This window comes from Kamptonema animale CS-326 (assembly GCF_028330895.1).
Taxonomy (GTDB): Bacteria; Cyanobacteriota; Cyanobacteriia; order Cyanobacteriales; family Microcoleaceae; genus Kamptonema; species Kamptonema formosum.
This window is the reverse complement of the sequence record NZ_JAQMUA010000448.1, coordinates 1-14,319: the sequence shown is the minus strand read 5'-3', so window position 1 is coordinate 14,319 and position 14,319 is coordinate 1. Positions and strand designations below refer to the sequence as shown.

Here is a 14,319-nt window from a genome sequence, read left to right as displayed (position 1 = left end):
GTTCTGGGTTTTTTATTAATTTTTCCTTTGAGGGACTTATAGAGAATGTCGATGATTTTTTCGGTATGAACTATGGCCTTGTTTAATAGTCCTAAGTCGGTGGGATAGCTAATGTCTGCTGGCGCACAGGTCGCATCTATGATTAATTTTCCTTGATTGGTTGATTCATTTTTTGCGTCCGAATCCTTTTTTTTTTCGGGCGGTTTTCGGGTGGTTTCGCGCATTTTTTCCACCATTCGTTCGTTCACTTTCTTGATTAAATTCGCACTGATTCGCTGCCGAAAGTGGACTAATAGTGATGGGTCAAATGGGGGTTCATTACTGTAGATTGATTGACCTATAAAGTATTGTAGGTATGGGTTTTCTCGGATTTGTTCTACTGTTTCTATGTCGCTGATTCCGAGTTTTTCTTTGATAATTAATGCTCCTAATGCCATCCTAAATGATTTGGCGGGTGCCCCCATTTCGGTGGGGAACTTTTCAGCATAATCTGATTCAAATTCTAACCAAGGGATTAGTTCGGCCATTTTTACCCAACGGTTGTCTGTTGACAATTTGGAGCCGTTGGCTAGTTCAAAGTCCAAGGGTGGGAGGGGAGCAAGCTCAAATTTTCTGTACACGATCGCAAATGGTGATGCAAAGGTTTTGACCTATTTTACCTGTTTTTCTTGCACCATACTCTCGATCCGCGATCGCATCACCCAGACTGCATCACCTCCAGGCACTGATTCAGCAAGCCCTAGTTAGGGGCTGGGCTAGGGGCTAGGGAAAGAAGGCAAGAGAAAGAAAATAGAATAGTTAGGGTTTCAGAAATTAAGAATGTCCTAATGGTTTTGGCGGTTGGTATAATTATCCCTCTAAAAGTAAACCCCGCAGAGATAATTATTCTGCGGAGCTTAACTGTTTAAAAGGGCTGATGCCATCCAACTAATTAGGGATTTCTTTAGCAGAGTTGCTAGCACAACATCTGTACAGCCGATGTCATTAGATGGGATTACACAGGAAGCAAAGTGAACAAAGGCATAGATTAGCAAGTACAGCTATTTCTAGGGACTACAAACATGACAGTGCGATCGCGCTTTAGTAGTGACTGTAGTCGCTCCCTAAAACCCACCAACTCTGATTAACTTCCAGCTTCTACAGAATTATGAGGTGATGGCGTAGTTTCTGACCCTGAAACCGTTTGTTCCGGTACTATTAAGGTTTCAGCAGGTGGTGCGATCGCCTTCGGTACAACAGGCGATTCCCTTGGAGTCTCAGCAGCAGTTTTTGGGGTAACTTCTTGCGGTTCAGGTACAAGCTTAGCCGCATCCTGGGATTCTCCAGGCGATCGCACTTCTGGTATCGGTGCTTTATCTATTATCTCTGGCAGCGTCGGTATGGGAGTAATAACAGGTTCTGGCGTTGGTTCCGGGGTTGGTTCCGGGGTTGGTTCTGGTTTAGGAACAATAGGTTCTGGCTTTGGCTCTGGTATTTTAGCTGTGTAATGGGGATCGACGATCGTACCAACATCAGCAGCAGTTAGTTCGCCTCGCACTAACTTAGAAAGGGTATCTTGACCTGAAGGTTCATAGGTAATTACCCTAACTGTATTATTAAAGGCGTTTTCAACCGGGTTTCCCTCTTCGTCTAGAAATTCGACTTGCACCCAATTTTTTCCGGGTGTAAAGCCTTTAAGATAGATAGCTTGCCACTCATCTGTGAGGAAACTTTCGCCGTTGATTGTAACCCGAATCTTCCAGTCAACTATTTCATCTTGAGAATTTTCTTGGGCTACTAAATGTAGGGGAGCATTAGTGAGGTAGAAATCTAATCCAATTGGCTCCGCCCCATAGCTTCCTTGAGGTTGGCTATAAGTTAACAGAGGCAAAGCTCGATCTGGATTATTGTCTTGGGTTTTGGTGAACAGATGAAAAGTGGTTTGAGCGTAAGCGCCTTCATTTTTAAAGCTCTCGCCCCAAGGACGGACGGCGAAGGCTCGTAGGGTGTGGGTTCCAGGTTCTAAATCGGAGAGAACTAATGGTTGGGTACTGTTGTAAATCTCTTTGTAAGGTTGGTTATCTAGAAAGACTTCCAGGTGGGGGCCCAAACCCAGGTCAGCATCTTTGAAAATAGGCAAGTCTTGAACTTGGAATCTGACTGTAACAGTATTATCCTTGAGAAATTCATCTTGCCTCGGACTCAATATTTTTACTTGAGGCTGGTAAATTTCGAGGGTCTGACGCAGTTGTTGAAGGGCTTCTGGGGGAGAAACCTCTGAAATTTTCTGAGCCTTGCTTGCCACCCAAGCACGATTGGGGATCGATTTGGGCAATTCTGAAATGCGATCGCCGCAACCAACCAGACTCAATACTAAAACCGCTGCCGTCAAAGATGCCAGCAGCCTTCGCGTAGCCATCCACCAACAATTGATGCCAAACACGCAGCCATTCTCCTAGAACCTGTGCATAAGGGAACTATAGCTGAAAAGGGTGAAGAGGAAAGATAGTTATGAATTAGTTAACGGTTAAATGTTGAGTTCAATAATCTTTTCATAATTTATAACTTATAGCTCATAACCTATAACTCTATAACTCTAAGTCTCTCCCCAGCCCCCACTTCTGTTCCGATCCCGATCTTTTAGTTTTGTAAAGTTAATGGCATTACCCCTTGACTTTTTCTGATTACTGTGGAACTAGAATCTTTGAAGGGTGAACGGTTTAGGGTTTTTTAATAATTGTTAACACACGCAATGCAGAAGATGTGGGAGTCTATAATTCATAATCAACTCCCTCGAACGAAGCGGTTGAACTGCCACTAGCAGAGAGAGGAGTATCAATTCTCGTTCCTTGTCTTATTGAGAGGAGAGTCTGCATGACAATTAGTCCTCCAGAGCGAGAGGCAAAGGTAAAAGTGACAGTCGATAACAACCCAGTACCTACTTCCTTCGAGAAGTGGTCTAAGCCGGGACATTTCGACCGCACCCTAGCCAAGGGACCCAAAACCACCACCTGGATTTGGAACCTGCACGCTAACGCTCACGACTTTGACAGTCATACCAGCGACTTAGAAGACGTTTCACGCAAAATTTTTAGCGCTCACTTCGGCCACTTAGCCGTGATCTTCGTCTGGTTAAGCGGAGCGTACTTTCATGGCGCAAAGTTTTCCAATTACGAAGCTTGGTTAACGAACCCTACAGGCATCAAGCCTAGCGCTCAAGTGGTTTGGCCAATTTTCGGTCAAGAAATTTTAAATGGGGATGTAGGCGGCGGCTTCCACGGGATTCAGATCACCTCTGGTCTGTTCCAACTGTGGCGGGCTAACGGTATCACAAACTCTTACCAGCTATACTGCACGGCCATTGGCGCTTTAGTCATGGCAGCCTTAATGCTGTTCGCAGGTTGGTTCCACTATCACGTTAGAGCTCCCAAACTGGAATGGTTCCAGAATGTGGAGTCGATGATGAACCACCACTTGGCAGGTTTACTTGGTTGTGGTTGCTTGGGTTATGCGGGTCAGCAGATCCACGTTTCCCTACCGATCAACGCTTGCTTAGATGCGATCGACGCTGGTCAACCTCTGACCATCGGCGGGAAAACAATCGCTACAGTTGGGGACATTCCACTGCCGCATGAGTGGATTTTAAACCCCAGCTTGATGGCAGATCTTTACCCCAGCTTTGCTAAGGGTCTAACCCCATTTTTCACGCTGAACTGGGGAGCGTACAGTGACTTCCTGACTTTCAAAGGCGGTCTGAACCCAACTACCGGCGGTCTGTGGCTGACTGATACAGCTCACCACCACTTAGCTCTGGCAGTGTTGTTCATCGTCGCAGGTCACTTCTACCGGACTAACTGGGGCATCGGCCACAGCTTTAAAGAAGTTCTAGAAGCTCACAAAGGTCCCTTTACTGGCGAAGGCCACAAAGGGATGTACGAAATCTTCACCCAGTCTTGGCATTGCCAACTGTCTTGGAACTTGGCTTGGATGGGCTCTTTGAGCATCATCGTCGCCCAGCATATGTACTCGATGCCTCCGTATCCGTACATTGCTACTGACTACCCAACTCAGCTATCTTTGTTCACCCACCATATGTGGATTGGCGGATTCCTGATTGTTGGAGCTGCGGCTCACGCGGCAATCTTCATGGTGCGGGACTACACTCCTACCCAGCACGTGAACAACCTGCTGGATCGCGTGATTCGTCACCGCGATGCGATTATTTCCCACCTGAACTGGGTTTGTATCTTCTTGGGCTTCCACAGCTTCGGTCTGTACGTACACAACGATACAATGCGGGCTTTCGGTCGTCCTCAAGATATGTTCTCGGATACTGGGATTCAATTGCAGCCAGTATTTGCTCAGTGGATACAACGTATTCACACCTTAGCTCCCGGCAATACTGCCCCTAATGCCCAAGAAATCGTTAGTCACGCTTTCGGTGGTGGGGTAGTAGCAGTGGGCGGCAAAGTAGCAATGATGCCGATCGCACTGGGTACGGCGGACTTCTTGATCCACCACATCCATGCTTTCACCATCCACGTTACTGTTCTGATCCTGCTTAAGGGCGTGCTGTTCGCCCGTAGCTCTCGCTTGGTTCCCGACAAAGCCAGTTTAGGCTTCCGGTTCCCTTGCGATGGCCCTGGTCGTGGCGGCACCTGTCAGGTATCTGGCTGGGATCACGTCTTCCTGGGTCTGTTCTGGATGTACAACAGCTTGTCAATCGTGATTTTCCACTTTAGTTGGAAGATGCAGTCAGATGTTTGGGGAACTGTAGCGCCAGACGGTACAATTTCTCATATCACCGGCGGCAACTTTGCACAAAGTGCAATCACGATCAATGGCTGGCTGCGTGATTTCCTCTGGGCACAAGCAGCCCAGGTGATTCAGTCCTACGGTTCAGCGCTGTCTGCTTACGGCTTGCTGTTCTTGGGCGGTCACTTCGTCTTCGCTTTTAGTCTGATGTTCCTGTTCAGCGGTCGCGGCTACTGGCAAGAATTGATTGAGTCCATTGTTTGGGCTCATAATAAGCTAAAGGTAGCTCCGTCGATTCAGCCCCGCGCTCTGAGCATTACTCAGGGTCGCGCTGTGGGGGTAGCTCACTACCTCTTGGGAGGAATTGTCACTACGTGGGCATTCTTCCTAGCTCGAATTATTTCGGTAGGCTAAACTACCCCCTAGATTTTGGATTCTGGAATTTTGGATCATTCGCAAAATCTAGAATCCAAAATCCGCACCCGAATCCATTCAACCTTCAGGATTCAGCATTAATCAAGGCTTATGGCAACAAAATTTCCAAAATTTAGCCAAGACCTTGCTCAAGATCCAACTACTCGTCGGATCTGGTACGGGATTGCGACAGCCCACGACTTTGAAAGCCACGACGGCATGACCGAGGAAAATCTTTACCAAAAGATTTTTGCCTCCCACTTCGGCCACCTAGCGATCATTTTCCTCTGGACTTCCGGCAACCTGTTCCACGTAGCGTGGCAAGGTAACTTTGAACAGTGGATTAAAGACCCTCTAAATGTCCGCCCGATCGCTCACGCGATTTGGGACCCGCAATTCGGTGCTCCGGCAGTAGATGCTTTCACCCAAGCCGGTGCTTCTAATCCGGTGAATATTGCTTACTCTGGGGTGTACCACTGGTGGTACACCCAAGGGATGCGGACAAACGCTGACTTGTATCAAGGAGCTATCTTCCTGTTGGTGCTGTCTGCTGTGTTGTTGTTTGCAGGTTGGCTGCACCTTCAACCCAAATTCCGCCCCAGCTTGTCTTGGTTTAAGAATGCTGAATCTCGCCTCAACCACCACTTGGCTGGTTTGTTCGGTGTCAGCTCTTTGGCCTGGACGGGTCACTTGGTTCACGTCGCTATTCCTGAATCTCGCGGTCAGCACGTTGGCTGGGATAACTTCCTGTCTACGCTGCCTCACCCCGCTGGCTTGGCTCCGTTCTTTACGGGTAACTGGGGCGTTTACGCCGAAAACCCTGACACTGCGGGTCATGTCTTCGGTACTGCACAAGGTTCTGGAACTGCAATTCTGACTTTCTTGGGTGGTTTCCACCCTCAGACTGAATCGTTGTGGCTGACTGACATTGCTCACCACCACTTGGCGATCGCAGTTCTGTTCATTGTTGCTGGTCATATGTACCGGACGAACTTCGGTATCGGTCACAGCATCAAAGAAATGTGCGATTCCAAAGATTTCTTTGGTAAGAAAGTTGAAGGCCCTTTCAATATGCCTCACCAAGGCATTTATGAGACCTACAACAACTCTCTGCACTTCCAGTTAGGCTGGCACTTGGCTGCTCTAGGGGTAATTACTTCCCTCGTAGCGCAGCATATGTACTCGCTGCCTCCTTACGCTTTCATAGCTAGGGATTACACCACTCAGGCGGCGCTGTACACGCACCACCAGTACATTGCTGGATTCATCATGCTGGGGGCTTTTGCTCACGGTGCGATCTTCATGGTGCGGGATTACGATCCCGAACAAAACAAGGGCAACGTGCTTTACCGCGTGTTGCAACACAAGGAAGCGATTATTTCCCACTTGAGCTGGGTGTCACTATTCTTGGGCTTCCACACTCTCGGTCTGTACGTTCACAACGACGTAGTTGTTGCTTTTGGCACTCCTGAGAAGCAAATTTTAATTGAGCCAGTATTTGCTCAGTTCATTCAAGCTTCTCACGGTAAGGCTCTCTACGGTATGGACTTGCTGCTGTCTAACTCTGACAGCATTGCTTCTACAGCTTGGCCTAACTACGGTAACGTATGGCTACCTGGCTGGCTAGATGCAATCAATAGCGGTACCAACTCTCTGTTCTTGGCCATCGGCCCTGGCGATTTCTTGGTTCACCATGCGATCGCACTTGGCTTGCACACCACCACCTTGATCTTGGTCAAGGGCGCTCTGGACGCTCGCGGTTCTAAGTTGATGCCGGATAAGAAAGATTTCGGCTATGCTTTCCCTTGCGACGGCCCCGGTCGTGGCGGTACTTGCGACATCTCTGGATGGGATTCTTTCTATCTAGCGGCGTTCTGGATGCTGAATACGATCGCGTGGGTGACTTTCTACTTCCACTGGAAACACTTAGGCATCTGGCAAGGTAATGTGGCTCAGTTCAATGAGTCTTCTACCTACCTGATGGGCTGGTTCCGCGATTACCTCTGGCTGTATTCCTCTCAGTTGATCAACGGTTACAACCCGTTTGGAACGAATAACTTGTCTGTTTGGGCCTGGATGTTCTTATTCGGACACTTGGTTTGGGCAACTGGTTTCATGTTCTTGATCTCTTGGCGTGGTTATTGGCAAGAGTTGATCGAGACGATTGTTTGGGCTCACGAGCGCACTCCTTTGGCGAACTTGGTTCGCTGGAAGGATAAGCCAGTGGCTCTGTCAATTGTGCAAGCTCGCGTAGTTGGTTTAGCTCACTTTGCAGTTGGCTTTGTCTTCACTTACGCGGCCTTTGTAATTGCCTCGACGGCCGGGAAATTCGGGTAATTCTGAATTCTGGTTCTGTAGGTAATTGAACAAATCCCCTGCCTTTCGGCGGGGGATTTTGTTTGGTTTGTTGGTGCAAAATTGAGAGCAAGTGAAGAAAACGATAATTGAGGTAAAATTATTTAAGTTAGGTTCACGCTACAAAAATAAATTATTGTGCAATACGTTTTGATTATCCATCAAGTAGAAGATTACCCAGCATGGAAAACTATCTTCGATGGAGCAGCAAAGATTAGAAAGGATGCAGGAGAACTAAGTTATCAACTATTAAAATACGACGATGATGCAAATCATATTGTTCACTTTTCAAAATGGTTATCTTTAGAGCGTGCAAGAAAGTTTTTTGAATCGCCGGAATTGGTAGAAATAAGAAAAAAAGCTGGTGTCAAAGCACCTGAATTTATCTATCTAGAAGAACTAGAAAATGGGCTTCTATAAACCTAGTCAGTACGTAAATTGTGAGTATTTTTCTATGGCGAAGTTACCGCAGGAAACAATAGCTACTATCTTGAATTTGCAGGCAAGGCTTTTGGCAGGAATTGATGAAGCAAAAGCGGCAGAATTTGCGATCTTTGAGCAATATGGGGAGACGGAGGCGACAGCTACAGTGTTGGAGCAATTGCAAAATGCTACAGAAAGGTTAAGAGATCCTTATTCTCGCTTCTACACACTGCTGCTGCGGATTGCTGAATCACAGCCATTGGCTTCTTCTGCTATGCTGAATTTATTAGCTCAAACTATTGAGCAAACACAAGCGGCGCTAGCTGCTTCCGCAGCAAGTGTTCAAGAGGCAAAAATAGATTGGAACATAATATGAATACACAAAAAAATTTGCCAGATCCAGAGAAAGTTAATAAAACTGTCGCCATGCTTCGGGAAAGTAACCAAAGGCTTGAGGCTCTTACTTTAAGTTTAGATGAACTGATTGCTATGGTGGAGGCTGATATTCGCAATAGTCCGATTAATGTTCACCGTCGGGAAAAGGCGAAACGGTTGGCGGATGCTGTTAAGGATTAAGATTAGCGCGATCGCATTCTCTCACTTCACCAAAAGCGCGATCGCCTATTCTTCAATAATCTCAACTAAATCTTCAATCATCACATCAAACGCCCGCGCTAGCTTGTGCAGGGCCGTAAAATCAACCATTGATATTTCTGAACGACGAGCATAACTGGTTATAGTGCTGTAAATCACGCCCGATCGCTCAGCTACTTCCTTAAATGTCCAGCCCCTTTCAGCCGCTAGTTCCCGGACTTTGACTCTGACTAAACCCATGCTTGACAAATAATGCAGTTGCGTTTTACAATAATTTTATCTGAAAAAGCGATCGCTCTCCGGCGTAGAAAACTAAAGGGCGATCGCCTGTAAAACCTAATAAGGACAGATAGTATCTGTCTAATGCACCTACCATGATAGCAGCATCTTTGTCAAAATCAAGCCCTCTGGCCTGCTCAAAAATTCTTCACAAATCGCCAGTTTTGCATCCGTTGGCGAGATTTGTCACTGAGGAAACGGTTGCTCTCCTATTCAACATCTCACTCGATGAGATTTATCGGATTGATTGTTACCGCCACGTTGTCTATGTTCATGCTAAGGGAATTAGTCGATTTGTTAGCTATGCGGATTTTCCGCCGCTAGTGGGGGTGACAGTACCTAATACCCAAGATTTCTGGCGGTGGCACAAACGGTGGAAAGCTAAAATTGCGCCGGAATTTTGGGTTAAATTTTATACTTACCAGTTTAAAAATGCTTCTTCAATCGAGCATTTGCAGGAGTGGGGGAGGTTAGTTGGTAAAATTAAATCGGAATTTTCTCACGAAATATTGCAGGATTTAAGAGATGTTTACGCCAGAGAAAAATCGGGGTGGGAAAACTTTTGAGATTTGCGGCATTATAAAAAGTATCTAAAGCTTTTTCTAAATCAGACATTTGAGTTCTCTTGTTGATTTTGGGTAAGAAAAAGATTGTGAATAGTGCGGTTGACAAAACTTAGGTAATCATCTATTTCTTCGTAGGAATCAAGTTCTTTTTCTTCGGCGGGAGTTAGGGCAGAGTTTTGCTGTTTAAAGAGCAATTCTTCTATTTTATCTTGGACTGTGCTAGTAGCTCGAAAAACGGGCATTCCTTCTTCTAACTCAATCCTAACTGCACCTTCTATCGGCAGAGATGATGGTAGGTTGTCAAGTTTAGGTAAGATATTGATGGTCATAGGAAATATGAGAAAATACTTTGTGCAATTATACCTGATATTTTGCACCGTTGTTAATCAATGCCTCAATAGTCCGCGTAGGCGGACTTTGTTTGTGTAGCTGCGATTTCAATCGCCGAGAGTGGGGCTACAGGTTTTTGAAAATTATGCAACAGTTGAGCTATAATTGATAAACTCGTAAGCATTCCCCAATACTCCTATGACAGGAATTGAAACAGTTGGTATAAGTGTTATTAGCCGTATCGCCGTCCCCATTTTTCAATCACTCCCGGAAATGGGTAAAATTTTAACTCAGGAAACTAAACAACTAATTTACAATGTATTGGGGGAATACGAGAAACGCTACATTAATCGTCACGGCATTCTTAAAGCCTTGGGAATGCGGGAGCCTGTATCATTAGAATTAGTTTATACTACTGTGCAGTTTTTGGAAGAGCCAGAAATACGCAATTTTGCATCACTCCAAAGTTTAGAGGAAACTTACCGCGAAGCTAATAAGCGAAGTTTTCAGGGGCAAGATTACCAGAAAGCAGAAGAGCTGAAAATTGCTAATGATAAGCAATTTTTGATGGTTTTAGGGCAGTCTGGGGCGGGAAAATCTACATTTTTGCGAAAAATGGGGCTGGAGGCACTGAAGGATAAAAAAGGTGAATTTAAACATGATTGTATTCCCGTTTTTATTGAACTTAAAAACTTTCCTTCTAGTCATATAGAAATTGAGAAAGTTATTGTTGATGAGTTTAGAATTTGTGGTTGTCCGTCTCCCGATCAATTCATCGCTAAGGTTTTAGAACAAGGGAAATTATTGATTTTGCTGGATGGATTGGATGAAGTGCCGAAAGTTAATATAAATGAGGCGATTAATCAAATTCAAAATTTTGTAGATCGCTATGACAAAAATCGCTTTATTGTCTCTTGCCGCACCGCCGCTTATCGACACAATTTTAAACGCTTTACAGATGTAAAACTTGCAGATTTTGACGATACTCAAATTGAGCAGTTTATTAAGAACTGGTTTCACTCTGAGGCTGATAAACAAGCGGGAACGGCTCAAAAATGTTGGGAGTTATTACAAAAGCCAGAATATTCAGCAGCTAAAGAGTTAGCCCACACACCATTATTATTAACTTTGCTGTGCCTCACTTATGACCCTTCCCAAAACTTTCCTAATAATCGCAGCGTTCTCTATAAAAAAGCTCTACGTATCTTGTTGGAAAAATGGGCAAAGGAAAAGCAAATTCAGCCAGATGAAATTTATCAAGGATTGAGTACGGAGTTAGAGGAGACTCTGCTATCAGAGATTGCTTATAGTGGTTTTGAGGTGGATAAACTGTTTTTCTCACAGCGAGAAATGGTCGATCAAATCAAAACTTTTTTAGCAAATAAATTGAATGCACCGAAGCATTTAGACGGTGAGGCGGTGCTGAATGCGATCGCAGTTCAACAGGGGATTGTGGTAGAACGAGCGGAGGATGTTTATTCTTTTTCGCATTTGACGCTTCAAGAATATCTCACGGCTCAATATATTGCTGATAATAATTTAATTGAGCAGTTAGTTACTAATCATCTTTCTGATAGACGCTGGCAAGAGGTGTTTTTGTTGGTGGCGGGGTTGGTACGTTCAAAAAATGGGGCTGATGACTTGCTGTTGTTAATGGAAAAAGACGCTCAAAAATATATTATTAATATGCCGAAGTTGCAAAGGCTATTGCAATGGGCAGATGAAGTAACTAAGGGTTCAGAAGGTGATTTTAAACCTGCGGGTAAACGTGCTGCGGCGATTGGCTATGCCAATGTCATTGTCAGTGCCAACCCCATGACCATCGTCAGTGCCAACCCCATAGCGATTGCCATCGCCAATGCCTACGCCATCGCCATCGCTATGACCAACGTCAATGTCATCATTAGGACCAAAAACATTGCCATCACAAAAGCCAACGTCTACGCCATAGCCAGCCTCAATATTATCATCAATGCCAAAACCATCACCGATATAATAAAGCTTGCTGAAGAATTTAAAAAAATAAACATCTTCAAGGACGTGAACTGGATTGAACTAATTACTCAACTGGAAAAACTCAAAGATAGAGTACCCAAATACATTCAATCTGAGCAAATACACTTAGAATTTTTAGCATTTTTAGATAGCCTTCTAGATACCTGGTATAATGCGACCCATCTCGATCAAGAACTGGTCAAATTATCTGAGAAAGAAGCAAAAGCACTGGGAGATTATTTATATGCTAATTATCTCATCATCCAATGCAAAGAAGCAGCCGTGAGAATATCAGCAACAACCTGGGAAGAAATAGAATCGCGGATGTTGCTAGTTCCAGAGAATTAAAAGAGGATTGAATCGTAAAATTAATGCCCTATACCTTTAAAATGATAGAACCATCTCAGTTAAATTTAACTATATCCTGTTCAAAAATCCTCCACAAATCCTCACTTCTCCATCCCCTCGCCAGATTTGTCACCGAAGAAACCGTAACCATTCTATTTAATATTTCCCCAGATGACATCTATCGAATCGAATGCTACCGTCATGTAGTCTACATCCATGCTAAAGGCATTAGCCGCTTCGTCAACTATGCAGATTTCCCCCCATTATTAGAAGTAGAATTACCAAATCCCTCCGATTTCTCAATGTGGCGTAAACGCTGGAAAAGTGCGATCGCCCCTGAATTTTGGACAACATTCTACACCCACCAACTTACTAACGCCTATTCCATCGATCGCCTCTACGAATGGGGCCTATTTATCGGTAAAATTAAATCAGAATTTTCACCCGAAGCACTGCAACAACTCAGAGACACCTACGCGCTACAAAAATATTGGCGAGAAAACTTTTCCGTAACCGCAGAGTCCAGAAACCGGGTTTCTGACTAGATTTCTAGTTTAAGTCGAAGATTTTTCTAAGAAACCCGGTTTCTTTGCCTAAGTCCTATATATAATTGAACAATAGACTATAATTGAAATTATGATTTTCCCCGATTTTACCCAATTCTCCGAACTCGCCAAGCAAGGTAACTTCATCCCCGTTTATCAAGAATGGGTGGCCGATTTAGATACCCCCGTTTCAGCTTGGTATCGCGTCTGTGCCGGTCAACCCTACAGTTTCCTGCTAGAATCAGTCGAAGGCGGCGAGAAAATCGGGCGTTATAGTTTATTAGGCTGCGATCCGCTGTGGATTTTGGAAGCAAGAGGCGATCGCACTACTCAAACCCACCGCGACGGTTCCCAAACCATCTTTACAGGCGATCCCTTTGAAGCCATAACCACCTGTCTCCAAACTTTTCACCCCGTTAAATTACCCCAATTACCATTAGGAATTGGCGGCTTATTTGGATTTTGGGGATATGAATTAATTAACTGGATGGAATCGCGAGTACCTGTTTATCCAGCCACCGCTGAAGATTTGCCAGATGGGTTGTGGATGCAGGTAGATAACTTGCTAATTTTTGACCAAGTGAAGCGCAAAATTTGGGCGATTTCCTACGCTGACTTACGAGATAGTAATGTAGACTTGCGTGAAGCATATCAGCAAGCGTGCGATCGCGTTACTCAGCTAGTTAATAAGTTAAAATCCCCACTTTCCCAGCAAACAACACTCTTAGAATGGACACCGCCGGGATTTGATTCTTATCAGTCAACAGCGGAAAAAACCTTAGACTACACTAGCAACATTACCCGCGAAAAATTCTGTGCTAACGTTCAAAAAGCCAAAGATTACATCAAAGCTGGCGATATTTTTCAAGTCGTACTTTCTCAACGATTATCTGCTGAATATAACGGCGATCCCTTCGGACTTTATCGTTCCTTGCGCTTAATTAATCCATCTCCCTACATGGCTTATTTTAACTTCGGAAATTGGCAAATTATTGGTTCCAGTCCCGAAGTCATGGTAAAAGCTGAAAATACCGCAGATGGCAAAAAAGTAGCAACATTGCGGCCCATTGCTGGAACTCGCCGCCGAGGTAAAACTCCCCAAGAAGATGATGCCTTAGCAGCAGAATTATTGCAAGACCCAAAAGAAGTTGCCGAGCACGTCATGTTAGTTGATTTAGGCCGCAATGATTTAGGCCGCGTCTGTCGCAATGGTACTGTAAAAGTTGACGAATTAATGGTAATCGAGCGTTATTCTCATGTCATGCACATTGTCAGCAATGTTGTGGGAGAATTAGCTAGCGATAAAACGGCTTGGGATTTGTTGAAAGCTTGTTTTCCTGCGGGTACTGTCAGCGGTGCTCCTAAAATTCGGGCGATGCAAATTATTCACGAATTAGAAGGATGTCGTCGCGGGCCTTATTCCGGGGTTTACGGGTATTATGATTTTGAGGGACAATTAAATAGCGCGATCGCAATTCGCACAATGGTTGTCCGTACTAAGGATGATGGCACAAATGCCGTTTCCGTGCAAGCCGGAGCCGGTTTAGTTGCGGATTCTAACCCAGAATCCGAATATGAGGAAACCTTGAATAAAGCCAGAGGAATGTTAGAGGCCATCCGCTGTTTGAAATAGTTAATGGTTAACTGTTAACTGTTAATTGTATCATTGCAAGCCAAGCTAAGCAATCGTAAGATTTGGCTAAAGCTTAATTTAGTACACTCTACGTAACGCCCCC

General features: G+C 44.8%; 13 protein-coding genes. 9 read left to right on the top strand and 4 right to left on the bottom strand.

Translation table 11 applies throughout. The features are described 5' to 3' along the window. A partial coding sequence (locus tag PN499_RS26115) for a transposase (protein ID WP_272036031.1) occupies positions 1 to 620 on the bottom strand: 620 nt, incomplete at its 3' end. Between the two features lie 503 nt (positions 621 to 1,123). Next, positions 1,124 to 2,422 (bottom strand): hypothetical protein, encoded by a 1,299-nt coding sequence (locus PN499_RS26110; protein ID WP_272036029.1) that lies wholly within the window; start codon positions 2,420 to 2,422, stop codon positions 1,124 to 1,126. A 431-nt stretch (positions 2,423 to 2,853) separates the two neighbouring features. Between PN499_RS26110 and psaA the strand changes: the two genes are divergently transcribed. The 5 genes from psaA (at position 2,854) to PN499_RS26085 (ending at position 8,502) form a co-directional block, all read left to right on the top strand. After that, complete coding sequence (psaA, locus tag PN499_RS26105; RefSeq protein ID WP_272036027.1) at positions 2,854 to 5,148, top strand: photosystem I core protein PsaA; 2,295 nt, start codon at positions 2,854 to 2,856, stop codon at positions 5,146 to 5,148. Positions 5,149 to 5,259: 111 nt separating this feature from the next. Continuing rightward, positions 5,260 to 7,485: a photosystem I core protein PsaB gene (psaB, locus tag PN499_RS26100; RefSeq protein ID WP_272036025.1), complete on the top strand. Its 2,226-nt coding sequence runs from the start codon at positions 5,260 to 5,262 to the stop codon at positions 7,483 to 7,485. 168 nt (positions 7,486 to 7,653) lie between these two features. Then, on the top strand, positions 7,654 to 7,923 hold the full coding sequence (locus PN499_RS26095; protein ID WP_272036023.1) for an antibiotic biosynthesis monooxygenase: 270 nt from the start codon (positions 7,654 to 7,656) through the stop codon (positions 7,921 to 7,923). A 34-nt stretch (positions 7,924 to 7,957) separates the two neighbouring features. Next, positions 7,958 to 8,302 carry a hypothetical protein gene (locus tag PN499_RS26090; protein ID WP_272036021.1) on the top strand — a complete coding sequence of 115 codons (345 nt, stop codon included), beginning with the start codon at positions 7,958 to 7,960 and terminating at the stop codon, positions 8,300 to 8,302. After that, positions 8,299 to 8,502 (top strand): hypothetical protein, encoded by a 204-nt coding sequence (locus PN499_RS26085; RefSeq protein ID WP_272036019.1) that lies wholly within the window; start codon positions 8,299 to 8,301, stop codon positions 8,500 to 8,502. Before PN499_RS26090 ends, PN499_RS26085 begins: the two co-directional genes overlap by 4 nt. A gap of 45 nt (positions 8,503 to 8,547) precedes the next feature. Here the strand turns inward: PN499_RS26085 and PN499_RS26080 are convergent, their stop codons facing one another. Then, the gene (locus PN499_RS26080; protein ID WP_007355955.1) at positions 8,548 to 8,760 is read right to left on the bottom strand and encodes a helix-turn-helix domain-containing protein; all 213 of its coding nucleotides are present in this window, start codon (positions 8,758 to 8,760) and stop codon (positions 8,548 to 8,550) included. Positions 8,761 to 8,894: 134 nt separating this feature from the next. Between PN499_RS26080 and PN499_RS26075 the strand changes: the two genes are divergently transcribed. Beyond that, positions 8,895 to 9,365 carry a hypothetical protein gene (locus PN499_RS26075; RefSeq protein WP_272036017.1) on the top strand — a complete coding sequence of 157 codons (471 nt, stop codon included), beginning with the start codon at positions 8,895 to 8,897 and terminating at the stop codon, positions 9,363 to 9,365. 41 nt (positions 9,366 to 9,406) lie between these two features. Here PN499_RS26075 and PN499_RS26070 read toward each other — a convergent pair whose 3' ends face one another. After that, complete coding sequence (locus PN499_RS26070) at positions 9,407 to 9,694, bottom strand: hypothetical protein (protein WP_272036015.1); 288 nt, start codon at positions 9,692 to 9,694, stop codon at positions 9,407 to 9,409. A 199-nt stretch (positions 9,695 to 9,893) separates the two neighbouring features. Here PN499_RS26070 and PN499_RS26065 point away from each other — a divergent pair, with 199 nt between their 5' ends. From PN499_RS26065 to trpE, 3 genes are all read left to right on the top strand, one after another. Then, positions 9,894 to 12,038: an NACHT domain-containing protein gene (locus PN499_RS26065; protein ID WP_272036013.1), complete on the top strand. Its 2,145-nt coding sequence runs from the start codon at positions 9,894 to 9,896 to the stop codon at positions 12,036 to 12,038. A 23-nt stretch (positions 12,039 to 12,061) separates the two neighbouring features. Next, entirely contained in the window at positions 12,062 to 12,583 is a 522-nt protein-coding gene (locus tag PN499_RS26060) for a hypothetical protein (protein WP_272036011.1), read from the top strand. Between the two features lie 91 nt (positions 12,584 to 12,674). After that, entirely contained in the window at positions 12,675 to 14,216 is a 1,542-nt protein-coding gene (gene trpE, locus PN499_RS26055) for an anthranilate synthase component I (RefSeq protein WP_272036009.1), read from the top strand. Positions 14,217 to 14,319: the final 103 nt, after the last annotated feature.